General features: G+C 59.9%; 25 protein-coding genes. 16 read left to right on the forward strand and 9 right to left on the reverse strand.

From position 1 onward, the window contains the following. Positions 1-135: 135 nt before the first annotated feature. The 4 genes from IH881_04725 to IH881_04740 all read left to right on the forward strand — a co-directional run bounded on the left by IH881_04725 (position 136) and on the right by IH881_04740 (position 4,508). Positions 136-2,091, forward strand: a complete 1,956-nt coding sequence (locus tag IH881_04725; GenBank protein ID MCH7866977.1) for a response regulator — start codon at positions 136-138, stop codon at positions 2,089-2,091. An 84-nt stretch (positions 2,092-2,175) separates the two neighbouring features. After that, positions 2,176-3,111 carry a branched-chain amino acid transaminase gene (locus IH881_04730; GenBank protein ID MCH7866978.1) on the forward strand — a complete coding sequence of 312 codons (936 nt, stop codon included), beginning with the start codon at positions 2,176-2,178 and terminating at the stop codon, positions 3,109-3,111. A 236-nt stretch (positions 3,112-3,347) separates the two neighbouring features. Continuing rightward, entirely contained in the window at positions 3,348-3,872 is a 525-nt protein-coding gene (locus IH881_04735; protein MCH7866979.1) for a hypothetical protein, read from the forward strand. A gap of 132 nt (positions 3,873-4,004) precedes the next feature. Further along, a complete protein-coding gene (locus tag IH881_04740; GenBank protein ID MCH7866980.1) occupies positions 4,005-4,508 on the forward strand; it encodes a TIGR02266 family protein in 504 nt (167 codons plus the stop codon). Between the two features lie 39 nt (positions 4,509-4,547). On the opposite strand, the gene IH881_04745 is transcribed toward IH881_04740, so the two are convergent. Further along, entirely contained in the window at positions 4,548-4,865 is a 318-nt protein-coding gene (locus tag IH881_04745; protein MCH7866981.1) for a YhbY family RNA-binding protein, read from the reverse strand. A gap of 210 nt (positions 4,866-5,075) precedes the next feature. Between IH881_04745 and IH881_04750 the strand changes: the two genes are divergently transcribed. The 3 genes from IH881_04750 to IH881_04760 all read left to right on the forward strand — a co-directional run bounded on the left by IH881_04750 (position 5,076) and on the right by IH881_04760 (position 8,389). Continuing rightward, complete coding sequence (locus IH881_04750; protein ID MCH7866982.1) at positions 5,076-6,665, forward strand: PilT/PilU family type 4a pilus ATPase; 1,590 nt, start codon at positions 5,076-5,078, stop codon at positions 6,663-6,665. A gap of 40 nt (positions 6,666-6,705) precedes the next feature. Next, positions 6,706-7,767, forward strand: coding sequence for a PilT/PilU family type 4a pilus ATPase (locus IH881_04755; GenBank protein ID MCH7866983.1), 1,062 nt, complete (start codon positions 6,706-6,708; stop codon positions 7,765-7,767). 106 nt (positions 7,768-7,873) lie between these two features. Continuing rightward, positions 7,874-8,389 (forward strand): chemotaxis protein CheX, encoded by a 516-nt coding sequence (locus IH881_04760; GenBank protein MCH7866984.1) that lies wholly within the window; start codon positions 7,874-7,876, stop codon positions 8,387-8,389. A gap of 26 nt (positions 8,390-8,415) precedes the next feature. Here the strand turns inward: IH881_04760 and IH881_04765 are convergent, their stop codons facing one another. Both IH881_04765 and IH881_04770 read right to left on the reverse strand, forming a co-directional pair. After that, positions 8,416-8,718: a hypothetical protein gene (locus tag IH881_04765; GenBank protein MCH7866985.1), complete on the reverse strand. Its 303-nt coding sequence runs from the start codon at positions 8,716-8,718 to the stop codon at positions 8,416-8,418. Between the two features lie 196 nt (positions 8,719-8,914). Then, positions 8,915-9,160, reverse strand: a complete 246-nt coding sequence (locus IH881_04770; GenBank protein ID MCH7866986.1) for a hypothetical protein — start codon at positions 9,158-9,160, stop codon at positions 8,915-8,917. Between the two features lie 276 nt (positions 9,161-9,436). Here IH881_04770 and mazG point away from each other — a divergent pair, with 276 nt between their 5' ends. Beyond that, positions 9,437-10,204, forward strand: coding sequence for a nucleoside triphosphate pyrophosphohydrolase (mazG, locus tag IH881_04775; protein MCH7866987.1), 768 nt, complete (start codon positions 9,437-9,439; stop codon positions 10,202-10,204). Between the two features lie 156 nt (positions 10,205-10,360). Then, positions 10,361-10,912, forward strand: coding sequence for a hypothetical protein (locus IH881_04780; protein ID MCH7866988.1), 552 nt, complete (start codon positions 10,361-10,363; stop codon positions 10,910-10,912). Here IH881_04780 and IH881_04785 read toward each other — a convergent pair. Together IH881_04785 and uvrA are read right to left on the reverse strand one after the other, a co-directional pair. Continuing rightward, positions 10,903-11,601 carry an FKBP-type peptidyl-prolyl cis-trans isomerase gene (locus tag IH881_04785; GenBank protein MCH7866989.1) on the reverse strand — a complete coding sequence of 233 codons (699 nt, stop codon included), beginning with the start codon at positions 11,599-11,601 and terminating at the stop codon, positions 10,903-10,905. The genes IH881_04780 and IH881_04785 overlap by 10 nt on opposite strands. A gap of 95 nt (positions 11,602-11,696) precedes the next feature. Then, a complete protein-coding gene (uvrA, locus tag IH881_04790; GenBank protein MCH7866990.1) occupies positions 11,697-14,591 on the reverse strand; it encodes an excinuclease ABC subunit UvrA in 2,895 nt (964 codons plus the stop codon). A 138-nt stretch (positions 14,592-14,729) separates the two neighbouring features. Between uvrA and IH881_04795 the strand changes: the two genes are divergently transcribed. The 3 genes from IH881_04795 to IH881_04805 are packed head-to-tail and all read left to right on the forward strand — an operon-like array spanning position 14,730 to position 17,691. Continuing rightward, the gene (locus IH881_04795) at positions 14,730-15,959 is read left to right on the forward strand and encodes a mechanosensitive ion channel (protein MCH7866991.1); all 1,230 of its coding nucleotides are present in this window, start codon (positions 14,730-14,732) and stop codon (positions 15,957-15,959) included. A 42-nt stretch (positions 15,960-16,001) separates the two neighbouring features. Next, on the forward strand, positions 16,002-16,751 hold the full coding sequence (locus IH881_04800; GenBank protein MCH7866992.1) for an SDR family oxidoreductase: 750 nt from the start codon (positions 16,002-16,004) through the stop codon (positions 16,749-16,751). 4 nt (positions 16,752-16,755) lie between these two features. Beyond that, a complete protein-coding gene (locus tag IH881_04805; protein MCH7866993.1) occupies positions 16,756-17,691 on the forward strand; it encodes a TIGR01777 family protein in 936 nt (311 codons plus the stop codon). A 165-nt stretch (positions 17,692-17,856) separates the two neighbouring features. Here the strand turns inward: IH881_04805 and IH881_04810 are convergent, their stop codons facing one another. Further along, complete coding sequence (locus IH881_04810) at positions 17,857-18,048, reverse strand: hypothetical protein (protein MCH7866994.1); 192 nt, start codon at positions 18,046-18,048, stop codon at positions 17,857-17,859. 251 nt (positions 18,049-18,299) lie between these two features. On the opposite strand from IH881_04810, the gene IH881_04815 reads away from it, so the two are divergent. The 4 genes from IH881_04815 (at position 18,300) to IH881_04830 (ending at position 22,091) form a co-directional block, all read left to right on the forward strand. Next, complete coding sequence (locus IH881_04815) at positions 18,300-19,280, forward strand: hypothetical protein (protein MCH7866995.1); 981 nt, start codon at positions 18,300-18,302, stop codon at positions 19,278-19,280. A gap of 206 nt (positions 19,281-19,486) precedes the next feature. Then, complete coding sequence (locus tag IH881_04820; protein ID MCH7866996.1) at positions 19,487-19,861, forward strand: response regulator; 375 nt, start codon at positions 19,487-19,489, stop codon at positions 19,859-19,861. An 11-nt stretch (positions 19,862-19,872) separates the two neighbouring features. Continuing rightward, positions 19,873-20,511 carry a chemotaxis protein CheC gene (locus IH881_04825; protein ID MCH7866997.1) on the forward strand — a complete coding sequence of 213 codons (639 nt, stop codon included), beginning with the start codon at positions 19,873-19,875 and terminating at the stop codon, positions 20,509-20,511. Positions 20,512-20,555: 44 nt separating this feature from the next. Further along, positions 20,556-22,091, forward strand: coding sequence for a PAS domain S-box protein (locus IH881_04830; GenBank protein MCH7866998.1), 1,536 nt, complete (start codon positions 20,556-20,558; stop codon positions 22,089-22,091). Between the two features lie 107 nt (positions 22,092-22,198). On the opposite strand, the gene IH881_04835 is transcribed toward IH881_04830, so the two are convergent. The 3 genes from IH881_04835 to rmuC all read right to left on the reverse strand — a co-directional run bounded on the left by IH881_04835 (position 22,199) and on the right by rmuC (position 25,707). Next, positions 22,199-23,653 carry an adenosylhomocysteinase gene (locus IH881_04835; GenBank protein MCH7866999.1) on the reverse strand — a complete coding sequence of 485 codons (1,455 nt, stop codon included), beginning with the start codon at positions 23,651-23,653 and terminating at the stop codon, positions 22,199-22,201. Between the two features lie 231 nt (positions 23,654-23,884). Beyond that, positions 23,885-24,316 carry a hypothetical protein gene (locus IH881_04840; protein MCH7867000.1) on the reverse strand — a complete coding sequence of 144 codons (432 nt, stop codon included), beginning with the start codon at positions 24,314-24,316 and terminating at the stop codon, positions 23,885-23,887. Between the two features lie 38 nt (positions 24,317-24,354). Next, entirely contained in the window at positions 24,355-25,707 is a 1,353-nt protein-coding gene (rmuC, locus tag IH881_04845; GenBank protein MCH7867001.1) for a DNA recombination protein RmuC, read from the reverse strand. Positions 25,708-25,713 lie beyond the last annotated feature (6 nt).

Raw genomic sequence — 25,713 nt, forward strand, 5'->3', positions numbered from 1 at the left:
CGCCGTCACAAAGTTTTACTTCTTCGGAACCGAATAGGGGTGACAATCCCACATATCAAGCGCGTGCAACTGCCTAATTTGTAGGCAATTTATTGCGTATTGCGACGATAGGCTCGTCCGAAGAAGAGGAAGCAGATGGTGTCCCGCAGGACGGTGCTGTGCGCCCTGGATAATCGAGATCTGGCCCGGATCTTCGAGAAGGCGTTGGAGGGAGCCGACTACCGGGTTCTGATCGTCCACGACGGTGTTCGGGCGCTTTCGACATGGCGCAAAGATCAGCCCGACCTGGTGATCTCCGACGTTTCCCTGTCCAAGCGCGACGGCTTCGAAGTAGCTGAAGACATCCGTCGGCAGGCGGAAGCTGGATTGACCCCCTCCCCTATCATCTTGCTCAGCGACTCCACGATTACGCCCCACTACCAGGAACGGGCAGATTCACTCGGGGTTGAACTCCTGCTCGCCAAGCCGGTCCCCCTCGATGAGTTGTTGGACCAGGTGAGTCGTCTGCTCAAACCATCGTGTCCGCCGTCCGCAAGCCCGGTCGCCGCGAAACGATCCAAGGGCCGGGCCAAGACGGGTGCTCGCGCGACCAAGCCCATGACCGGCAGTTTTTCCGAGCTTCCCTTTCCGCGGTTACTACACCAACTGCACGGCCTGCGTGCGACCGGGGTGTTGATGTTGGCCAGCGGTCGCAAGCGCAAGGCGATCGAATTGCGCGAAGGTGTCCCGATCGCAATCAAGTCCAACCTGATCCACGAATGCCTCGGCAACACCCTGGTTCGCAGCGGCATCTTGAACGAGGAGCAACATCAACAATCACTCGATCGCATGAAGCGGGGAGAAGGTCTGCAGGGCGAAATCTTGATCGCCATGGAATTGGTGGACGAGGAAACGCTTGCGAGTGCGTTGTGCGAACAAGCGCGCCAAAAACTCTTCGAGATTTTCGAATGGAAGAATGGAACCTTCGAGCTGGAGGTTCGAGGCAAGATCAAGCGTGCCAATGCCCTCGCGCTGGACAGCAGCACGGCCAACGTGATTCTCGAGGGTGTGCGCTACCACTATCCAATCGCCGCGATTGACAAGTTTCTGTCGACCCATCGCGGTCGCTATCTGTCCCCGGCCGCGAGCCCGTTTTACCGCTTTCAGGAAATCGACCTCGAAGAAGATGAAGCTGCCCTGGTTTCGCAGCTCGATGGACTGAACCCTGTGGAAAAATACGCTGCTGCGAGCGAGGGCATGCGGCGGGCTCTCTTCGGTTTGCTCGTCACCGGCATGTTCGAGCTTCAGCAGAACGAATCGCCCAGGGATGCCGACGATGAGGACAGAGCGAAAGCCCCGTTCGAGCGGAAGGCAAGGCCCCGGAACGAGACCGCGATTCGAGCGGAGCTGGCCGAACTCGCCCAGAACCTTCGCAACAAGAACTACTTCGAAATGTTGGGCGTTGCACAGTCGTGCACCGAGCCCGCGCTCAATCAGGCCTACGCGGATCTCGCTCGACGCGCCCATCCCGATCGATTCCAGACCAAAAGTCTGGCGATCCGCGAACTCGCATCCGAAGTATACGAGCGGGTCAACGAGGCTTTCGAGACTCTGCGGGACCGAACGCGCCGCCAGCGCTACATCCTCGAGTTGCAGATTGGCCAGGGGCAAAACCGGGACGATGAATCCGGCCAGCGCGCACTCGCCGCCGAGACCGCCTTTCAGAGCGGAATTGGGATGATTCAGCGGCGCGCCCACGAAGAGGCGCTGATGCAGTTCGGAAAATCCCTCGAGCTGAACCCGGAAGACGGCGAGTATCACGCCTACTACGGTTGGTGTCTCTATTTGTGCAACCCGGACTCGTCGATCATGGTCGAAGAGGCGATCGAACATGTGAAACGGGGCGCGCGGCTCGCGGGCGATCGAGAGAAGCCGTTTCTGTTCCTGGGACGTCTCTACAAGGTCATGGGGAAGGTCGCGCCGGCGGAGAGAATGTTTTCTCGCGCCGTCCAGATCCAGCCCAACTGTATGGAAGCGATGCGGGAGCTGCGGCTGATCAATTTGCGTCGAGAAAAGAGCCGGGGGCTGTTCAAGCGCATCCTGCGCCGCTGAACCCGCCAATCTGTTAGTTTCTGCGGTCTTTCGAGCGCTCCGGCGGCTGCCGGTTGCGTGGACCGGAACGGACAGGGAGCGGAAATGGCCAGCAAGCCCCAAGGTGGCGTCAGCGGCGAGACGATCTGGATGGACGGCGAGTTCATCAATTGGTCCGACGCCAACATTCACATTCTCACGCACACGCTCCACTACGGGCTCGGCGTATTCGAGGGCATTCGCTGCTACAGGACCGATGATGGGCGCTCGGCGGTGTTTCGCTTACCCGAGCATCTGCGCCGCCTCTACGACTCGGCCAAGATCAACTTGCTCGAAGTGCCATTTGATCAGGGCGTTTTGCATGAGGCCGTGCTCGAATCTCTGCGCCGCAATCACCTGACAGCGGGATACATTCGGCCGCTGGTCTTCATCGGGGACGGCGCGATGGGCCTGCACCCGGGGGACAACCCGATTCGGGTCGCGATCATCTCCTGGGCATGGGGGAAATATCTCGGCGAAGAGGGGATGGCACGCGGCATCTCCGCAAAGATCTCGACGTTCAGTCGGCACTATGTCAACTCGAAGATGACCAACGGCAAGACATGCGGTGACTATGTCAACTCAATCCTCGCCAAACGCGAAGCCCTGCAGGACGGCTACGACGAAGCCATCATGCTCGATCCTCAGGGTCTGGTCAGCGAAGCCACGGGAGAGAACGTCTTCATTGTGCGCGACGGCGTGATTGCAACGCCTCCCCTGCACAGCGTGCTCGACGGAATCACCCGAGAAACGCTGATCGAACTGGCCCGTGCCGAGGGAATCGAAGTGGTGGAGCGGAGCATCACCCGAGACGATCTCTACATCGCAGACGAAATTTTCCTGACCGGAACCGCGGCCGAAGTCACGCCGATTCGCGAACTCGATCATCGGGTCATAGGTGAGGGAAAGCGCGGTCCCGTCACCGAGAAGCTCCAGGCGAGGTTCTTCGATCTGGTCTCCGGCAAGCTGCCCCAGTACGAGCGCTGGCTCACGTACCTCTAGATTCGCTCTAAAATTTGCTTTTCTGATCCTCAGCCCAGGCAATCATGCCGGCGTGACTTGACATGTGTCACATCGTGATACATTAGGTTGCGAACAAACCGGAACGCGCCTGGGCTTGCGAGGTGCACGACATGCGAAACTGCGAACCCAATTCATCGGGCAATGCTTCAGGCAATACATCAGAGAGACGCTCGAGTTCATGTGGCTCCCGCCACCGAAGTCGGCGCAAGGAGCGTGTGCTCCACACCAGAATCTCTGAACAACTCTCGCAGGACATCAGGCGACTGGCGGAGGATCTGCGAGTCCCCGTGTCGAACCTGGTGCGCAATGTCCTCGAAGAGGTCTTTACCGCGGTCGAGAACGTCTCGGACGACGTAGGCGACTTCTTCGAAGACGTGATTGACGAAGCGGAAGGTGTACGCGAACGCATTCGCAATCAGCAGCGGGCGGCCAGGAGGCAGTGGCGAGATGCGCGCAGGAGCCGCCACGGCCACCGGAGCACACGAGCGGATGTCGAAGAGGAGCTTCGACGCGACGAGGCCGTGGAAGCCGGCCACGCGCCGTCGGACGCGAATCGAGGCAAAGCGGCAGCCGCTGACAAGGCCGGCGATGTCCTGGGCTGGCAGCCCATTGTGCTCAATCAAGCCGTGAGCTGCGCGGTCTGTAACACAGCAATTGCCCCCCGGGAAAATGCCTTCATGACGATCTCACAAGGCGGCGGGTTGGGGAAGGTGGTGTGCCCCAGCTGCACTGGGAGTTAAATACGGAAGAAAACTCGGGAGTTTTCTGTCTTACCTGCAGATTCGGGTGTAATTACCGTCAATTCCAACTCAGTGTATTCCGATGAATTCGTGACGGGGGTTTCTTGACGGAAGCCCTACGCGGAGAAATCTATGCTCCCGAATCTTCCCGCGACTTTTCGCGAGTACATGCTGCTCGAGCGGCGCAGAGCCAGCGAAGAAGGAATCACGGTTTCCGACTGGCAGCGCTGGGTACAGCTCAAGCGCATCCTTGACCGTCAGTTCAAGCAGGAGGGTCACGAAAGTTCAGATGATCGCCGGGAAGACTCGGTCCGGGTTCCGACCCGGTTGCGGGTTGGATTTGAATCCTATGGCGAGATTCGAGAATCCCTGATGACCAATGTCTCGCGCGGCGGGCTGTTCATCTCGACCCAGAGCCCGCTGCCGTTGGGCACCAAGATACGGGTTCAGATGCGAATCGAGGAGACGGGTGACGTGGTGGATGTCCCGGGAGAGGTGGCCTGGCACAACATGGGTCCCGACCTGGAGACCGAAGCACTCGGGATGGGAGTTCAGTTTGTACGCCTTACCCCAGAGGAAGAAAAGGCGATAGAAGACCTTTACGAACGCGCTCTGCGGAAAGCGATGTCGCGGTAAACCGGTTTGTCCGGTTTGCGCTGGACGCGACGATCGCGATCAGGCCGAGCTGCGAGTGGGCAACTCGATGCGAGGCTCTTCCGGATCGGGGCGAAACAGAATCGCCATATGGCCCACGAGCCCGCACAGGTGGGCGCCGCTGCGCTTGGCCAATTCCGCCCCCAGCTCTTTCTTGCCCTCAGCACCCGGCAACTTGATCTTGACCAGTTCGTGATCGGTCAGCGCCTGATCGAGGGCCGAGATCACCTGATCGCTAATCCCCGCTTCGCCGACTACAACGATGGCTTTCTTGCCGTGGGCAAGCTTGCGCAGGTGTCGCCGCTGGAATCCGGCCAGGGCTGGTAGGGGGGAAGTCATGGGCGGCCGACCTTAGCATGTGAGGCGGGTGGCAATGACGGATTCTTCGGTTTTCGCTGGAACCACGAACCTCGCGCCCCAAGCGAATTCGTAATTTCCGAGCGAGCTGCTCAACGCCACATCCCGGATTGCCGATACCCCCTCACGATGACCACAAAGCAGCCCGTACACCTGATCGGTCGTCTTGCGATCCAGTGCAAGATGATCACCATGGAGCAGCTTCAGGAAGCGACCCGCGAGCAGGGCCGCGATCCCGAGCGGCGGCTCGGAGACATCTTTGTCAAACTCGGCTTCGTCGACGAAGCACAGATCGAGAAGCTCAAGAAACTGCAGCGCGATCTGGTGATCAAACATCGCGCGAAACAGGCCGCGAGCGGGAGAACCGTAGCCGAATCTCCCTTGCGGCCACCTCGACAGGTCGAGCAACCCGTAGCGCCCGGCGCCGCGCCGGTTCAGGAACCGATACCGCAAGCAAAACCAGCACCACGACCAGTACCCCAACCAGCATCACAAGAACAGCCGACCCCGACCCTCGAAGATGCGAAAGCGGAGCCGGCGGCAGCCGCTGCCGCGGCAGAACCTCCGCGGCAAGCCTTCGCCAAGATCGAGACCATCCAAGCGCAGGTCGTTGTGCCCAGCGATGCCCCCGCGCCGCCGCGAACCGAACCCAAGGTGCAGGCAGCACCCGTCGAGTTTGACGACGACGATAGAGCTTCTCTCAATCTCACGATCGCAGACCCCAGCCAGGCGGACCTGGACCAACTTCACAACGTTCTCCGCGACGCGTTCAGCAAAGGCGCGAGCGATATTCATCTCCACTCCGGAGCTCCTACCCAAGTGCGAATCAACGGGGCGCTGCAAGAAGTGAATGGTTCAAAGCTCGATGCCGCGGCGACCGAGCGCATGGTCAGCGCGGGGCTCACCTCAGCCCAGCGCGAGGAACTGTGCCGGTTTGGTGAACTCGACATGTGCTACGACGTCGAAGGCGTCGGCCGATTCCGCACCAACATCTATCGACAGCAACGCGGCTTCGATGCCGTTTATCGTGCCATTCCCGCTGATCCTCCGACGCTGGATCAACTCGGTCTGCCCAGCGCGCTGGCCAAGCACACCAATTATCACCAGGGCATGGTCTTGATCACGGGGCCCGCCGGTTGCGGCAAGTCGTCGACCATGGCGGCGCTTGTCAACTTGATCAACGAAGAGCGGGACGAACACATCCTCACGATCGAAGATCCGATCGAGTACGTTCATCCATCGAAGCGCTGCCTGGTCAATCAGCGTCACGCGGGGCGCCACACGTCGAGTTTTGCACGCGCCTTGCGTGCTGCTCTGCGCGAGGATCCCGACGTAATCGTGATTGGAGAGCTGCGCGATCTCGAGACTATTTCACTGGCGATGACTGCCGCGGAGACCGGTCACTTTGTGCTCGCTACGCTGCATACATCGAGCGCAGTGCGCACCATCAGTCGAATGATCGGCGCGTTCCCCTCCAATCAGCAAGGCCAGGTTCGCACCATGCTCTCGGAGTCATTGCGCTGCGTAATCTCGCAGCGGCTCGTGGTGGCCGCCGATGGAAGTGGACGGGTTCCGGCCCTCGAGATGCTGGTCATCAACAAGGCGATCGGAAACCTGATCCGAGACGAAAAGACGATCCAGATTCGATCGGCGATTCAGACCGGTGGAGCCCACGGTATGTACCTGCTCGAGCAATCGCTCAGCGAGTTGGTGCGCAGCGGCCAGATCGCCCGGGAAGAGGCGCTGCGAATCGCCGAAGACAAGAAGCTCATTACGGCTTGATGCCAGATCGACTGGCCAGGGCCAGATGCAGGAGACCACCATGGCGCAGCTCGACGAGCTTCTGATCTATTTGAAGGAACACGACTGCTCAGATCTCCACATGGCCACAGGCCTCCAGCCCCGGGTTCGCATCAAGGGGCAGATCCGGGTGATCGAGGGCAAGGATGTCCTTACGGATGAGGGGCTGCGAGAGCTGCTCAAGGAGATCGCAAGTCCAAGGCACTGGCAAGAATACATCGAGACCCAGGATGTCGACTTTGCATACGGCCTCGAGGGTGTGGCGCGCTACCGCGCCAACTACTTCGTTCAGCAAAACGGCGCGGGCGCAGTTTTTCGGATCATTCCAGAAGAAATCATCTCGATCGAGAAGCTCAAGCTCAAACAATCGATCGAAGATCTTGCAGAGCTCGAGAGTGGACTCGTGCTGGTCACGGGACCCACGGGTTCTGGTAAGTCGACCACCCTGGCGGCGATCATCGACAAGATCAACAAAACGACCTCGAAGCACATTGTGACGATCGAGGATCCCGTCGAGTTCGTCCACCAGAATCGCGGCTGCATATTCTCACACCGCGAAGTGGGGCTGCACACTCAGGGCTTTGGACCCGCGTTGCGCTCGGCGATTCGGCAGGACGCAGACGTGATCCTCGTCGGCGAAATGCGGGAGCGAGAGACCATCGCGTTGGCCATTACCGCGGCAGAAATGGGAATGTTGGTCTTCGCGACCCTCCACACCAACAATGCAGCCAAAACGATTGATCGCATCATCGACGCCTTTCCCGCAGAAGAGCAGAACATGGTGAGGATGAGTCTCTCTGAATCGCTCGCGGGGATCATCTCTCAGTTGCTGCTTCCGACCGCCGACGGCAAGGGGCGCATCGCGTGCAACGAGATCCTGCTGAAGACTCCGGGACTGCCCAACGTGATCCGCGAAGGCAACACTCAAATGCTGTATTCCATCATGCAGGCGGGCAAGAAGGACGGCATGCAGGCGATGGATGACGTGTTGTTCGAGCACGCAAAGGCCGGAGTGATCACCGCCCAGGACGCCTATATGAAGGCCACAGAGAAGTCGCGCTTCGAGCCCCTTCTCGAAAGCTGAGACCTGCTCCATTCTTCAGAATCGCTGTTTTCGACTCAAGCTGACAGCACACGCTCGCCGATGAATTCCAACACCTACGGCAAATTCGCAAGGAGTTGGAATCGACATGTCGACTGAGAACATCGCACCCCACATCGAGATCAACACCACGGTCCTGGAAGCGCTGATCAAGGCAACCAAGATGGGCCTTCAAATGACAGGCGTCGACCCGACAGCTGTCGGATGTTCAAGGTTTCCGGCCTCAAAGCACGGCCTCAGTGTATTGGTGGGGCTGATGGGTGAATGGGTTGGGACGTTGACCCTCAACATGCCGAAGGAAGTCGCCTACCTGCTGACGGAAGGACTGCTGGGCGAGAAGCCCACCGAGTTCAGCGAAGAGATACTCGACGCCGTCGGTGAAGTCGGGAACATGATCTCGGGCTCATTCAAGGACGCCCTCGAGCCCAGCGAGATCTCGATTGACGGGATCTCTTGCCCCGCCCTCGTGATGGGGCCGAGCTACGAGTTCTACTATGCCTCGGGCTTCGTGACCGTAAGTGTCGATTTTGAGGTCGAAGAAATCTCGGTTACCAAGATGGAGTCTCGCTTCTTCTCCGTCTCGGTCTCCCTGATGAAGCGCTGAGTTCGTCACCGAGCAAAGAGTTCGACTCAGTGAAGTGTCGCGCCCTCAGGTCGCTGCATCGCCAGCCTCTTCAGCGCCTCCACGAGCTTTTTCTGGTTGGTCTGGAGCGTCTTGAGCGATTCCAAAGTCCGTTCGGCGGTCTCGAGTGTCTGGATTTGCTGAAGGAATGTGTGGCGAGCTTCGCTCAGCAGCATGTCCCTGGTTTCGCCGGTAAATTGGGTGTCGATCTTCCTGACGGCTTTGAGCAGGACATCCGCTGAGTTCTGGTGTCCGGGGTTCCGGACCGCGAAGGCCTCTATTTCCTCGATGAGTATCTTTGCAACAGACATGTGGATCTACAGTGCAATCACCATGCCGGTGATCTGCGAGAGAGGCGAAACCCCAGTGCGAGCGACGTGATCCGGTGGTCTCTGCACATTGGATGCAGATTGTGATCACCTCCGGTGAACGCCCCGTTTCGCCGTCATCATCCCGTGCACTACCCAGCCTGGGCGCGGGTGCGAACTTTTCGTCGTAGCACCGAATTCAGGCGCGAATGTTGATGCGGCTACCGCGGTCTGGTTCGCCTGCGGGATCCTGATTCTCGGGCTCATGCTCATGGGAAGTCGCAGTGGGGTCGCGCCGCGTTCTGCGCTTCTTCCGGTGCCCCTCGCCACTGCCATCCCTTTCGGGGTCGAAGATGGGGGGCTCCGAGCGTTTGACCGCGGCGGGGATGAGGTTCTTCTGGGGCTCGGGCTGTACAGGAATCGGGATGCTGTCGGGAACGTCCATCCAGGCTCCTTGCTTTTCAGGCTCACATCGCCAGTGTCGACGATCTGTCAACGGGCCGGCGAAGCAGCGGGCGGCATACGATCGAAGCGCTTGTAGGTGTATCGACCCGAGAGCATTTCAAATTGAGATGCCGCGTCGGGACTGCGTCTTTGCGAATCTTTGCTGCAGTCGCGCTGCCAACCACGCTCATGCTCGTTGCATCGCAGGCTCCGGGTCTTCATACTCGCATCGATGTCGGATTCGAAATCGTCTCCAATTCGGGAGCTGCTCGAAATCATGGCGCGGCTGCGCGACCCCGCGGACGGCTGCCCCTGGGATGTCGAGCAGACCTTTGACTCGATCGCCCCCTATACCCTCGAGGAGGCGTACGAGGTCGATCACGCCATTCGCATGAATGACATGGAGTCGCTGTGTGATGAGCTTGGGGATCTGCTGTTGCAAGTCGTCTTTCATGCACAAATGGCGGACGAAGCGGGCCACTTTGCCTTCGACGATGTCGCGGCCGCGATCTGCGGCAAGCTGATTCGCCGTCATCCGCACGTGTTTGGCGACCCCGAGCGCGGCGGCGAGCGCGAGCCATTCCGCACAACAGCAGATCAGACCCGTTTTTGGGAGGAGAGCAAAGCGCACGAACGCGCGAAGCGGGCGGCTGCGAAGGACGAACCCGCGAGCCCCTTCGAAGGAATCCCGCGAGCGCTGCCCGCCCTCGCCCGTGCGGCCAAGTTACACAAACGCGCGTCGCGGCTTTCCTGCTCGACGTCGTCAGATCTGGAGCCACAGCCCGAATCAAAGTCGAACGGAGAGTTCGATCTGTCGGCCTTCGACAGCGCACTCGAGGTCCTGGTCCGGGAAGCCAGGCGCGGCGACGATGCCCAGCACCCGCAAGCCAATCGAATGCTGGGGCAGATCTTGTCCAGGTGCGTAGACGCGGCCCGCAACCTGGGGCTAGACCCGGAAGCCGCGCTGTCCGCAGAAAATTTCGAGTTCGAGTCGCGCGTCGAGCAGCGTCACCTTCAAGTTCACCGCGCGGACGAGGGCGACTGAACCCTCCACGATTGAAGTAGGGCACACGCTTTTCCACGCATAGTGGAACCGCCGACCGTTAATCAAGATGATCCCGGAAAGATCCGATACGGACCTAGGCCCAGCCGAAACTCGGCTGCGCCTTTGTCCCTATTGGTACCGTCTCGGAGATCGAGCGTGGAAAGCAGTCCCAGTGATTCCGTGACGCTTGCTTCAAAGGAAGCGGCGGCGTTGTCGTCGCTCGCCGCCGAATCCTTTCCCCAGCCGGTGCGCCGCCGGATGCGACGCCGTCGGCGGAGTCTGCGGCGAAGGATCGTCGATGCCCTGACGCCCTTCTGCATTGTGGCAGGGCTGACCATCTTCGCGGGGGGGATGGTACAACTGGTCGAAGTTGGGGCCGCCGGTCAATCCAAGTCCCGGAGAAGCCATGCGACCTTGCGCGTTGAAGTCGGGCCTCCGCCGTCCCTCAGGGCGCAACTCGCCAAGAACAAATATCAAAATACGCGGCGAGATCGACCCATAGCCGTGCGGAATGATTCGATGCACCAGATTCAAGTCTCGAATCAGATCGCATTTCCAATGGAAGCGCAGCGCAGTTTGGTCGAAATGTTCGCCACACCGAAGCGAACGTCCGGCAGCGTGAACGACATTGTGGACTGGGGACTATTGTTCGAACCGGGGAGCGAAGACCCTCGATCCACCCTTCAGCGAGGCACTGCTCAGCGCTGAGCGGCTCCAACGATCTCCAGCAACTCAACCTCGAAGACCAACGTCGCACCACCCGGGATGGTGGGCGGGCTGCCTCGATCGCCGTAGGCGATCTCTGACGGGCAAACCAGTTTGCTCTTGCCCCCGACCTTCATCATGGTGACGGCTTCGGTCCAGCACGCGATCACGCCGTTCAAGGGGAGCGTCACCGGCTGGTCGCGCTCGACCGAGCTGTCGAAGACGTTGCCATTTCGCAGGGTGCCGTGATAGTGAACCTTCACCTTGTCCGTGGGAGTGGGCGACGGACCGCTTCCCTCGCTGATGGTCGTCAGCACGAGACCCGAATCGTACTTCTTCGCACCCGGTTCCTTGGCGGCAGCAGCGAGAAACATGACCGACATCTTCTTCTCCGCTTCGACCACTGCGGCTCCGCGCTGCTTACGAAGAGCCTGGATCTGGCTCATGTACTCCCGGGTATTGACGTGACTCGCCGCCCCCGTGACGCCGTCCTTGATTCCGTCGAGCACTACCTCGAGGTCGGCACCTACGAGGCCAAAGGAATGGAGACCCTGGGACATCGCAACCCCCAGGACATACAGGATGTTGTCTTCCTTCTTCGCAGCTTCGGCCGCTGCGGCTTGCATGGAGGCGAATGCCAGCGAGATCAGGCATATCGCGCCAATGAGAGTGTTCGTGCGACTGCGATGCATCAATCAATTCCTTAGTGGCTCGGTTCGACAGAGGGTCGTGACGGTTGGACAGGGCCAAAACCACAGCGGTTCCCCCCAGCAAGGGGTTAAAAAAATCAGGCTTGCCGTTTCCCCGTTTTGGCCCGACTTGCTCTCTTCTTGGGCCGGCGCGCGGATTTCAGGAGCTTCTGAAGATATCGTCCAGTGTGTGAGGCGCGTATTCGGCTCACTTGCTCGGGTGTTCCCTGGGCGATCAACTCTCCGCCCTCCGGCCCCCCCTCGGGTCCGAGATCGAGGATCCAGTCGGCGCGCTTGATGACGTCGAGATTGTGCTCGATCACCACCACTGAATTGCCGGCGTCGACCAGTTCCTCGAGCACGACGAGAAGCTTGCGTACGTCTTCGAAGTGCAAGCCGGTCGTGGGTTCGTCCAGGATATAGAGCGTCCGCCCGGAGGCCCGCTTGGAGAGCTCGCGCGCGAGCTTGATCCGCTGGGCTTCACCCCCCGAAAGCGTCGGAGAGGGTTGACCCAGGGGTAAGTAGTCGAGCCCGACTCGCGACAGCAGCTCGAGTGGACCGTGGATCTTGCGGTGGACTGCAAAGATCTCCATTGCCTCGAACACCGTGAGATCGAGCACGTCGGCGATGTTCAACCCCTTGTACTTCACCGCGAGGGTTGCTTCGTTGAAGCGCTTTCCCTGGCACTCTTCACAGCGCACGAAGACGTCCGCCAGGAAGTGCATCTCGATCTTGCGAACCCCGTCGCCTTCACAGGCTTCACAGCGCCCGCCTTTGACGTTGAATGAGAAGCGTCCGGGTTTGTAGCCGTGGATGCGCGCGTCGGGCAACTGGGCGAAGAAGCGGCGGATTTCATCGAATACCTTGATATAGGTCGCCGGGTTGCTGCGCGGGGTGCGTCCGATGGGCCGCTGGTCGATGCCGATCACCTTGTCGAGCTGTTCGGTTCCGGTGATCGTGCTGTGCTTGCCGATTCGCTTGGTCGAAGCATGGAATTTGCGCGACAGCGCGGGATGCAGGATGTCGTTGACGAGGGTTGATTTCCCGGCCCCCGAAACCCCAGTGACCGCGGTCAGCACACCGAGTGGGAGTTCGACATCGATATTCCGCAAATTGTTTTCCCGGGCGCCGCTGATCTTGAGGCTGCCCTTGGCGCTGCGCCGCTTGCTGGGAATCTCGATGCGTTTTCGATTCGACAGGTAGGCGCCCGTGATCGATTTTTTGCACCGCTCGAGACTTTTCGGTGTGCCCGCGTGGACAATCTGGCCCCCGGCAACCCCGGCCCCCGGCCCAAAGTCGATCACCCAATCGGCGGCCCGGATCGTCTCTTCGTCGTGTTCGACCACCACCACCGTGTTGCCGATGTCACGCATGCGCAACAGCGTATTGAGCAAGCGGCGGTTGTCGCGCTGATGCAATCCGATCGAGGGCTCGTCGAGGATGTAGATCACACCTGTCAGGTCCGATCCCACCTGACTTGCAAGGCGAATGCGCTGGGACTCTCCGCCCGAGAGAGACGGACCCGAGCGATCGAGTGAGAGATACCCGAGCCCAACCGCCCCAAGGAAATCGAGCCTTGCGCGAATCTCTTTCAAGATTTCGATGGCGATCTCTTTGGCCGCGCCCTTGAGTTTGAGGTCGCTGAAGAATTGACGAGCGTCGTTGACCGTCAGGTTCGAAATCTCGACAATGCTCTTCCCGCTGACCCGTACCGCCGCCGCTTCGGCGCGAAGACGCGTGCCGCCGCAAGTCGAACAGTCTGTATTGGCAAGCCACTGGCCGTACCAGCGCTTGGCCCGGTCGCTCTTCGCCTCGGTGAAGCGGCGCATCAACCGGGGGATCGCGCCCTCCCAGGTCGAGTTGAAACTCCCATGACTACTCTTGCCCTGCCAGGAAAGCTTGTAGCGCCGATCGCCGGTCCCGTAGAGCAGCGCTTCGCGTTGGCGCTTCGGAAGCGAGCGCCAGCGTTTGTGCGGATCGACGCCGAGATAGGCGACGATCTGGGCGCGGAACCCCGTGCTCCAGCCGGTCTTCTCACTGACCTTGTTACCCCAGGGCTTGACCGCGCCCTGGTCGATGCTGAGTTCCGGGTCGGGCACCACCAACTCGGGGTCGATCTCCACGCGCACGCCCAGACCATTGCAGTCCGAACACATGCCCTGGGGACTGTTGAATGAAAACAATTGGGGGGTGAGTTCGGGAAAGCTCACTCCGCAGTCGCCGCAAGCGGCGCTCTCGGAGAACGTCCGCTCGACTTCGCCCTGCTTCTTTCCGCTGCCGGTGATTGCCGTCAATATTCCGTTGCCCACTTCGAGGGCCTTCTCGACGGATTCGTTGATTCGCGAACGATTCTTGGGCTCGAGGATCAGACGATCGATCACGACATCGACGTTGTGCTTGCGGCGCTTGTCGAGGGATTCGATGTCCTCGCTCATCACCATTTCCCCATCGACGCGCAGGCGCAGGTAGCCGGCCCGACGCATGTCAGCGAGAAGTTCGCGGTGTTCACCCTTGCGATTCGCGAGCAGCGACGAAAGCAGGATCAAGCGCTCTCCCGGCGCCTGGGCGAGCAGCTCTTTGCCAATTTGCTCTGCCGTCTGGCCGGTCACCTTTTTCCCGCACAGGTGACAATGCTGAAGCCCGACGCGAGCGAAGAGGACCCGGAGGTAGTCGGAAATCTCGGTGATCGTGCCGACCGTCGAACGAGGATTCGACCCCGTGGTCTTCTGTTCGATGGAAATCGTGGGCGACAACCCGCGAATTGTCTCGTACTTTGGTTTCTCCATCTGGCCGAGAAACTGGCGCGCATAGGCGGAGAGCGATTCAACGTAGCGTCGCTGACCTTCGGCGTAGAGGGTGTCGAAGGCCAGAGAGGACTTGCCGGAGCCGGAGACTCCGGTCATCACCGACAACTTTTTCTTGGGGATCTTGACGTTGATGTTCTTGAGGTTGTGCTCGCGGGCACCCTTGATGAATATGTGGTCTAACTCCATGGGATCCAATTTTCGCTGCCGGCTGGTTCAGTATAGGGTCGGTGGCCGGTTCCCGACACGGGTTGGAGCGAGGACTGTGGGGACGTCTGGCGGGAGCCCGGTGATATCGGAGTCCCGCCCATCGATAGGGAGATCGCAGTGGATCTGCAAGAACTGGCGGGAAACTTCAGCCGCGAGCAGCCAATCATCTCCCAGGTGCTAGGAGTGGGGGCGCTCGCCCTGCTTGGATGGATCGCCAACTTCGTAGCGGGACGCTGGATGCTGCGCTTGATGCGCGGCGTGGCGAGTCGGAGCAGCAACCACTGGGACGATGCGCTCGTGAACGCTCGCTTCTTTTATCGCATTGCCAACCTCGCACCCGTCCTCGTGATCTACTTCGGGGTCCAGGTGCTGGAACTGCATTCGACCGTCGGACTCGTGCTGCAGCGGGCGTCCCTCGCATTCGCAACGGTCCTGTTGGCTGTCGTGGTGAGTGCTTTTCTCGATGCCGTGCACGAGATCTACGCGCAGTTGCCCGAAGTCGGACAGCGACCGATCGGGGGCTATCTCGGGTTCATCCGCCTCGCCAGCTATGTCATCGGTACCATCCTGGCGGTGTCGATCCTGATGGATCGCTCGCCCGTGATCTTCTTGAGCGGCCTCGGGGCGATCTCCGCCGTTGTCCTGATCGTCTTCAAGGACACCCTGTTGTCTCTCGTTGCGAGTATCCAGATCACCAACAATCGATTGCTTAATATTGGTGACTGGGTCGAGATGCCGAACTACGGAGCCGATGGCGACGTGATCGACATCACGCTCAACACCGTCAAGATCCAGAACTGGGACAAAACCATCACGACCGTTCCCACCTATGCGTTCATCAGTTCTTCGTTCAAAAACTGGAGCGGCATGTCCGACTCCAAATCGCGTCGCATCAAGCGGTCGCTTTTTGTCGATGTCACCAGCGCTCGATTTCTGGAACCCGGCGAGATCGAAAAGTTCTCGAAGTTCGCGCTCCTGCGGGGCTACTTCGACGATAAAAACGTCGAACTTTCAACTCACAACGCCGAACCCGGGCGAGACACCTCGATCAACGCCGACATTCGCAGGTTGACGAATCTGGGGACACTGCGCGCCTATATGCTCAACTATCTTCGCTGCCATCCAAAGATCCATCAGGATCGAACTCTGATGGTGCGCCAATTGAGCCCGAGTCCCGAAGGGCTGCCGATCGAGGTCTATTGTTTTACCAACGACATCGTCTGGGCCAACTACGAAGGCATCCAATCGGACATTTTCGATCACTTTCTCGCCATCGCTCCAGAGTTCGGGATCAGGATCTTCCAGAATCCGAGCGGTGCGGATCTGGCCAATCTTTGTCCAGATTGACCAGCATCGGCGCGCAGCAAGCCCGGCTGAGGAGGCACTGAGTTGAGTTCTCTCGATCTGAAGGGCCGAACCGCGGTCATTACGGGCACGAGCCGCGGGATCGGGGCGGGTCTGGCCGAGCACTTTGCGGGTCACGGCATGCGCCTGGGTCTGTGTTCGCGCAGCGCGCCCGCGATGCCCTCGAGTGAAGACGTGATCGCCCGCTCGTTGGATGTCCGCGACGAAGCAGGCATGCAGGGCTTCGCCGACGAGGTAGCGGAGCGCTTTGGCGCGATCGATCTGTGGATCAACAACGCCGGTGTCTTGTCTCCGATCGCATCCTTGCGCGACGTATCGGTCGCGGATTTCCGCGAACACATCGACATCAATCTCACGGGTGTGTTTCTGGGCAGCCGGATCTACGTACAACATGTGCGTTCGCGTTCGGAAAGTGGTGTGTTGCTCAATCTCTCCTCGGGGGCTGCCTGGGGGGGCTATGCGGGTTGGTCGGCCTATTGCGCGAGCAAAGCCGGCGTGGCGCTCCTGACCCAGTGCATTGCCCTCGAAGAGGCGGGCAGCGGGTTGCGCGCGCACGCGATCGCGCCCGGCGTAGTCGATACCGAGATGCATACGCTGATTCGCGCTACCTCCGCCGAAGACTTTCCTTCCCTCGATCGCTTTCTCGAAATGAAGCGCGACGACACGTTCAACTCGATCGAGTTCGTCGCGGAGTTCATGCTCGCCCTCGCATTCGATCCAGCCCAACGCAGCGACGAAGTCGATATTCGCGTGCCCGACGAGAAGGGCGACTGAGGGGGTGCGGATCTTCGTCACCGGCGCAACGGGTCTCGTCGGTAGCGGCCTCTGCGCTGCGCTGCTGCGTCGGGGCGACGAAGTCACCGCGCTCAGTCGCAAGCCACCGCCCGCCGCGAAAGATTCGCCCCGCTGGATCGTTGGCGACCCTGCACTCCCGGGCCCATGGCAAAAAGAGATCGACGGAGCGTTCGCGATCGTCCATCTGGCGGGGGAATCGATTGCCAGCGGTCGCTGGACTCGGGCGCGCAAGGCCCGACTCCTCGCGAGCCGGGTCGACAGCACGCGGTTGATCGGGCAGACCCTCTCGACCTGCGCGAACCCGCCCAAGGTCTGGGTCAACGCATCGGCGACGGGCTACTACGGAATGCGAGGTGAGGAGCAACTCGCCGAGGATGCAGCCCCGGGAGACGATTTTCTCGCGCGACTGTGTTGCGAATGGGAAGCTGCGGCACTTGCATGCGCGAGCGAGACCCTGCGCGTCGTCTGTATGCGCTTTGGCGTCGTCCTGAGCGCCCGGGGCGGTGCGCTCGCAAAGATGCTACCGCCATTTCGTCTGGGTCTGGGCGGCCCAGTGGGACCTAGAGAGCGCTGGTTCCCGTGGATTCACGAGAGCGATGCTCTCGGATTGCTAATGCATGCAGTTCATCCCCGGCGCGAAGCCGATCACGCCGGCTACAAGGAGCGTGCCCTCAGTGGCCCCGTCAATGCGGTTGCACCGGGCACGGTTCGTATGGGTGAATTTGCTTCCGCCCTGGGCTCGGCCCTGGGGCGTCCCGCGCGGATTCCTGTCCCGTTGGCTCTGTTGCGGCTCCCACTGGGAGAATTCGCTGAGTTGATCTCGCCGGGACAGAGGGTGCAGTGTGAGCGAGCACTCGCGTCGGGCTACCGGTTTGCACATCCTGCGATTGATGCCGCACTGCGTGCGTGTCTGGTGTGAAGGCGAGGACCGCTCCGCCGCCCAAGGGCTTCGAGCGCCCCTGGGCAGCAGAGCATTTAGACCGGCTCATTTCGTTCTTGCTGTTCGAGCCTGTGGCCGGGGTCGAGTTCCAAGCTCCAATCAGCGCCATTTCGAGCGCCTTTTGGTTTGGTTCTCGAACTTCCTCTAACCGAAATCTCGATCCAACACAGTCTTGCGACCGTCGCTTCGCGCACTCTCGATGGCGTCATCGCACATGCTTCGGATGCGGTCCGAAAGGGCCGCAAGCACGCTCGATGAGGTCTTCATCGCGCCCTTCTCTTTGATGTAGCCCTTCACCTTTGAGGCTACGACCAGAACTTCAGTGGAATTTGACATTGCTTAGAAGTCCCCTTTGAGGAGAAGCTTGGATACGTTGTGCATCCTCGCAGTGATGAGAATGCACGAATTACGCCGAAACGCAACACAGGGCACTCCCAGCGCACCAACTCGTAAAAACACCCTATGGTATCAATGGCTTGAGAACGTTGGTCAAACCCTACGGATCGGATCAGCTGCCGGGACGAGGTTTCCCCTGGGCCGCCCCACGGTAGGCTTGGCCGGAAAATGAAATCCTCGAGAGGTGAGATCTGACGCCAGAACCTGTCAACGCGCCCCACGGCTCGGGTGTTGGGCGATACGCACCGTCGACAACTGGCCCAGCGCATCCCGGGACGCTACTCGCCGCGCTCTTGTGTTGGCTCGACGCGCGTTCTCAGGGTGATCGTGTCTTGTTGCGTCTCGAGAACCTGGATCCCGAGCGATCGAAGCCTGAGTATCAGCGAGCCATGGTCGACGATCTGGCCTGGCTGGGTCTCGACTGGGATGCCGAGATCGTGCAGTCGGACCGACTCGACCACTACGGCGAGGCGCTCGATCAGCTGGCGCAAAAAAACTTGTTGTACCCGTGCTCGTGCACCCGCGCAGAAATCCGCGAGGCCGCAATTCGCACTCCCGACGGCGGGTTTCGCTACGACAACCGGTGCCGCGCGCGCAAACTCCCCAGCCGGGCGCAGGGCGGTTGGCGCGCGAGTTCCGATCCCCTGCGCGCGCGTCTGCCCGAGGGCTTTGTTTCTCCGGTTGACCTGGGCGGCCTCGATCTGCGTCAGGATCCAGTCGCGGCCTTCGGAGACCCCATCGTGTTGCGCAGGGACGGCGCCTTTGCCTACCACCTCGCCGGTGTCGTGGACGATGCAGCTTGCCGGGTGACACGAATCGTGCGGGGCAGAGACCTCATGTTCAATAGCGCGACCCAGATGGCTCTCAGGCGCTGCCTGGGACTGGAGGCGCCCAACTACCGTCACCACATGCTGCTGCTCGAACGGCAGGGAGAGAAGCTCGCGAAGCTGCACGGGTCGGTCTCGAGTGCTTCGCTTCGCAAGGTCTACTCGTCCACCCAGTTGTGCGGTGTACTTGCCTTCGCAGCGGGACTCATCGCCAGCCCCGGCCCCACAACTCCGGCCGAGCTCCTGCGGGAATTCTCCTGGGACCGCGTCCGGGGTGAAGACCGGGTCGCTCACTGGACCGGCGAGCATCTCGAGATCTCGGCCGTCCCGGAATCCTCAGCCTAGGAACCTAGGAACCACCCCCGTCCTGGCCACGAGGTTGCCCTTATACGCCGCCGCGCGAATTCTTGCGCTGCTGTTCTCATCTCGTACTCGGTCTGACATTGTGCTGATTGCTCTTCACCGGGAACGGAACCCTTCCGATGAGACTGCAATGCGTCGCGCCCGGCTCGTGAACTACGGGCTTCATGACGCAAGGAGGATCCAGGTCGATGGCTTCAAAACGAACGTTAATCGTCGACGACAGCCTGTCTACGCGCATGATGACTGCATCCATGCTCGCAAAGTTGTGCCCAGATTGGGCTGTCGTGCAGGCCAAAGACGGTGCCGACGCATTGGAAAAGTGTCAGGACGACGAGTTCGATTATTGTCTGGTCGACGTCAACATGCCGGGAATCGATGGCTTCGAACTCGCCGGCAAACTCAGAGAAAAGTACCCCGCCGCACACATCTGCATGCTCACGGCAAACATTCAGAGCAAGATCCAGGAGCGGGCTGCGGCCGCGGGTTTTCAGTTTCTTGCAAAGCCGGTGACTCCCGACAAGCTCGAGACTTTTGTATCGGCCTGCAAAGACCACGACGCCTAGGTTCGAACTTCATGGAACTGACCGCACTCCAGCTCGATGTATTGGGCGAACTCGCCAACATGGGCCTCGGCACCGCCGCCGCTAGCCTGAGCGAGATGGTGAACGACGAAGTCGTCCTCGCGGTACCCAAAGTCGAATTCATCGCTCGCGCTGACGTCATGAACCGCTTGGGGCTCGCTCCCGACAAAATGCTAAAAGGTGTCGAACAGGTATTCTCGGGCACCTTGCGTGGTCATGCCCTGCTCCTGTTTCCAGATGGACACAGTCTGAGCCTGGTTCGCATGCTCCTTGCGAATACTGGAATGTCAGATTCAGAGTATCTCAATGAGCTCGAAGAAGAGGCCCTGATAGAAGTCGGTAACATCATTCTCAACGCGACGTTGAGCGTATTTGCCGACACCCTCGAGATTGAACTCAACACTGGATTGCCGAACCGAGTGGAAGGCCGTGGCGCGGGGGTCATTGATGCGATCTTCGATCTCGAACCGGATTCCACCGGTAGCGAAATGTTGCTGATCGGCATTGAATTCAGTGTTCACGAGAAACCGGTCCGTGGCTTTGTCGCGTTGCTCCTCGAAGTAGGCTCCTTACTCAAATTGACGGAAAGCCTCGATCACTACATTGAAGACAAGTTGGGCATCGCCCCCTAGGCGACCCGCGCGTCATTCACGTCATCGGAGGCCTCCCCGCAGCAATGAGCTCTGAGCAATCAGAGACTTCAGCATCCCTTCTCGCCTATGCGATCGACGCCGCGGAAATCGGCGTGATCATTGTCGATGCCGCAGGTGAGATCGTCGTCTTCAACGACTGGGTCTCTCGGACTTCCGGCATTTCGGTTGAGCGGGCGCTGGGGGAGCAGATCGAAGCAGTCTTCCCGGAAATTGCGGGATCTCGCATTTGTGCCGGGATCGACTCCGCCCTCACTCGCGGGCTCTCGGTCGTGTTGTCGCCCTACTTCGCGAGGACGAGCTTTCCGCTGCACGCAGCCGGAGTCTCGTTCACTCGCGACACCCGGCTCGAGATGCAGCAGAAGGTATCGATCAAGCCGATCGTGGCCGAGGGCAAGGTCGTGCAATGCATCATCCAGATTCAGGATATGAGCGATGCCATGCATCGCGAATCTCTTTTGCGGGATCAGGCCGTAAACAACAAACGCATGATGTCGGAGCACCGGATCAATGAGGAGCGCCTCCGCGCGATTCTCGATGGGGCCTTTGACGGCATCATTACACTCGACAAAGACCACTGCATCGAGAGCTTCAACCCCGCGGCCGGCCAAATCTTTGGCTACCGCGCCGACGAGATTGTGGGTTGCGAGATCGACCTGATCATTCCCGGGATCCTCGAACTGGACGATCATCGAGAGTCAGAAATCCTGGAGCGCCTGAGAGTCGGGGAAGGAATCATTCTGCAGACCACGGGTCTGGATCGCAGCCAGCGGGAGTTCGTCGCCGAGGTCGCTCTCAAATCCATGCAGGCGGGAGACGAACTGAAGATTGTTGCGATGGTGCGGGACATCAGCGAACGAAAGGCGATCGAGCAGGACCTAAGGGACTTTGTCTACGTGGTGTCCCACGATCTCCAGTCTCCCCTCCACACCGTACTGAGCTTTGCCAAGCGGTTGCGGAAGCAAACCAGCGGCAGGCTCGATGAGAAGGGCGAGAAGTCCATCGGCTACGTGATCGGCGGTGCGGAGAGGATGGTCCGCCTGATTCGTGACCTGGGCGAGTATTCGAGAATTGAAACCCGCGGGCAGGTCCTCGAATCCTTGCGTCTGGGCGATCAGATCGACTCTGCACTCGAAAATCTTCGGATCGGGATCGAAGAGTGCGGAGCGGAGATCAGCGTCGGGGACATGCCAGTCGTTCTGGGAGATTCGACGCAACTCATTCAACTCTTCCAGAACTTGATCGGCAATGCACTGAAGTTCTGCACTGAATCACCGCCCCAGGTGAACCTGGCAGCGAAACCCATGGGTGAATTCTGGGAGATCACGGTCGAGGACAACGGCATCGGGATTCGGGAAGAGTTTCAGGAACGAATCTTTCATGTGTTTCAGCGGCTTCACACCCAGGACGAATATCCGGGTACGGGGATCGGGCTGGCGTTGTGCAAAAAGATCGTCGACCGGCACGGCGGCCGCATCTGGCTCGAGTCGGAGACCGACCGGGGCACGACGTTCCTTCTCACGCTTCAGAGTGCTGAGCTGGAAAAGGACGCAAACGACTAGCCGGCACAGGGATCTTCTCCCTGTGCCGGCTCGGTCGTGGCGGTGACACCTGCGAGTTCTTCGCAGCGCTAGTGACGGCTCTCTTGATAGGCTCTTGATAACGGCTCTTAATAACGATAGTGCTCGGGCTTGTACGGACCCTCGACATCGACACCGATGTACTCGGCTTGTTCGGAAGTGAGCTGCGTGAGCTTCACCCCCAGTTTGTCGAGATGCAGTCGCGCGACTTCTTCGTCGAGCTTCTTGGGCAGGACCATCACCGTGTTTTCGAGCTGGCCCTTCTTCTCGTGAAGTTCGAGCTGTGCGAGCACCTGGTTGGTGAACGAAGCGCTCATGACGAAGCTCGGATGCCCCGTGGCGCAACCCAAGTTGAGGAGCCGGCCCTCGGCCAGGATCAACACACTGTGTCCGTCGGGGAAAATCCATTCGTCGTATTGAGGCTTGATGTTGATGTGTTTGATACCCGGGGTTTTCTTGAGACCGGCCATGTCGATTTCATTGTCGAAGTGACCGATGTTCCCGACGATCGCCTTGTCTTTCATCTTGGACATGTGATCGGCGGTAATGAGGTTGTAGTTGCCAGTGGTGGTTACGAAGATGTCGACAATGCCGAGGACATCTTCGAGAGTGGTGACCTGGAACCCTTCCATCGCGGCTTGCAGCGCACAGATCGGGTCGATCTCGGTGATGATGACCCGGCAACCTTGTCCCACCAGCGCCTGGGCACAACCGCGGCCCACCTGGCCGTAACCGAGCACCATGGCGACCTTCCCGCCGAGCATGACATCGCTTGCGCGCATCAGGCCGTCCGGGAGTGAATGTCGGCAACCGTAGATGTTGTCGAACTTGCTCTTGGTAACGGAGTCGTTGACGTTGATCGCAGGAAACAAGAGTTCGCCCCTGCGTTCCATCTGGTACAAGCGCTCGACGCCCGTCGTCGTCTCTTCAGAGACGCCGTAGCAGCCAGCGGCAACCCCGGCCCAGCGCTGCTTGTCACGATCTTGATTCAGTCGCAGCAGGTCGAGGATGACGCCCCACTCTTCTGTGTCCGTGTCGGGATTGAAGTCGGGCACCTTTTCGGCCTTCTCGAACTCGAGACCCTTGTGGATCAACAACGTTGCGTCGCCACCGTCGTCTACGATCATGTCCGGACCCGAGCCGTCCGGGTAGCGAAGGGCTACATCGGTGCACCACCAATACTCTTCGAGGCTTTCACCCTTCCAGGCGAACACCGCGATGCCCTGAGGATCGTCGGGGGTGCCGTTCGGTCCAACCGCGATGGCGGCCGCCGCGCTGTCCTGGGTGGAGAAGATGTTGCACGAAACCCAGCGCACGTGGGCGCCGAGTTCGACGAGGGTTTCAATCAAGACGGCTGTCTGCACCGTCATGTGCAGGCTGCCCATGATCTTCACACCGTCAAAGGGCTTCTTTCCCTTGAAGCGATCGCGCAAGGACATCAGTCCGGGCATCTCGATCTCGGCAAGCCTCATTTCCTTGCGGCCCAACTCGGCGAGGCTGAGGTCCGCGACCTTGAATGGGATGTCGTCCTGGTGGTTGGCCATGCTCTACTCCTGGTGGTGGATCCTGATGGTGGAAGACCGGTAGGGGAGGTCCCATCATCGCGACCCCCTCAGCGAACAATCGGCTGACGCCGATTAATATATCCTTATATTCGGATGCAGTGTTATACTGCTTGAGTCGAATGTCAAGACGAAGAAAATTCCTTGTGGATTGGAATTGCCTTCCGGGACTCGAAACTCGGCGCAGAACCGTGCGCCCCCTGGGACCCGCGTCTAGAAGACCAGTTTGAGCGCCACTCCAGCCCCGGCGACCGCCACCACAGCCAACACTGCGAGCCAGGCGAGTGTGCGTCTCAAACCGGCTACCGACTGCGACAGGTTGGATTGATTCCGCGCGAGCCGGTCCAACTTCTCCTGAATGTCCGCGAGATGGCTGAGCTGTTCCTCTGATTCCCACACCTCTTCGAGCCGCCCTTTCAAGCTTTCGAACTGTGCTCGCAGGTTCGCGTCGAGCAGGTCGAGCTGTTGTTGAATGGAAAGTTCGAGGGTCGCCAGTTTTGCAGCAATCTCTTCGGCGTTCCCGGGGCCAATCGCGTCCGCGCTGCGTTTGCGCATTTTGATGCGGCGCCAGAAGGACGGCCGTGCCTGCTCTTCCCTGGCCGGGGTCGACGGGTTGCGCAGCGGTACCATGGTAGAGGATGACATAGGTTTTCCTTTTTCGGGTATTTCCGGTCGAGTGGAGGTCATTCTTTCTCGGTCCCCTCAGCGAGTTCGGTAGTTACCGTACCCACAGATTCAACGGGTCCCGCTTTCGCCACGAGCTCAGCTGGCAGCGCCTTCCTCGTTTTCGCCCCAAGCTCCTTGATCGTCTCGACCTGCCGAATCAGGTTTCCAGTTCCCGAATAGAGCCGCGAATGGGCTGTTTCATATTCTGCCTGTGCCTGCTTGATTCGATTCCCAACACCCTCTAGAGACTCGACGAATCCTGCGAACTTGTCGTATAGAAGTCCGGCTCGCTTGGCAATTTCCTCCGCGTTCTGATGCTGTCGCTCGATCCCCCACATCGCAGAAACAGTTTTGAGCATCGTCATCAGCGTAGTAGGAGTCGCAATCGCCACGTTTCGCTCGATCGCCTTCCCTGTGAGTTCCGCGTCAGCATTCAACGCCACGGCCAGCGCGCCCTCGATTGGAACAAACATGATCACGTAGTCCAGTCTGCTCCCGACTGCCCCGGTGTAGTCCTTTTTTGCGAGTTCATCGATGTGTGCGCGCAGGGAGGTTACGTGCGCTGCCAGCGCTTGCTGTTTTTCCTTTTCGTCCTCGGCATTTACGAACTTCTCGAACGCCGTGAGGGACACCTTGGAGTCGACAATAATCCGCTCGCCATCCGGCAGGTTGACGACGATATCGGGCCGGAGTCGGCGACCCTCGGCGTCCGTCGAACTCGCCTGGCTGTCGTACTCGATGCCTTCTCGCAGGCCTGTTTTTTGGAGGATCGTCTCGAGAATCATCTCACCCCAGGCGCCTTGCGTCTGGGACTCGCCCTTGAGCGCCCGGGTCAAATTACTGGCTTCGTCCACCATTGTCTTGTTGAGCTTGCCTAGCTGCGAGAGCTGCTCTTTGAGGGCTGCGTTCTGCGCGGAAGCCTGGGTGTGGCGATCGGTCAGCCCGCGCTCGAAGTCGACGATCTTCTCCCGAAGCGGCTTCAACAGGCCTTCGATCTGCTCTTTGTTCTGGGACTTGAGGGTGTTGCCGTGCTTCTCGAGCATCTCGGCGGACAGCGCCCGGAACTGGGTCGTGAGGATCTCGGCCTGCTTTTCGGCGTCTTCCTTGGCGTGCTTCAGGGCCTGAGCGGCGGTGGCGAGGTCCGTTTCGGCTTTGTCTTTTTCCTTGCGCAGCCCGCTCTGATCCTCGCGGAGAATCCCGAGATCCTTCTCCAGCCGTAGGATCTCGTCCGACTTCGCCGCCAGCCTGGCGTCGAGGGTGGCAACCTGGCCCTGTAGAGCGATCGCCGACTGCTGGCGGTAGAGGCCTGCGGCAACGGCCACGACCCCAATCAGGACCAGCGCGATCAAGACGACGGTGAGCATTTCCATACGTAG

It is taken from the genome of Myxococcales bacterium (assembly GCA_022563535.1).
GTDB lineage: Bacteria > Myxococcota_A > UBA9160 > UBA9160 > UBA4427 > DUBZ01.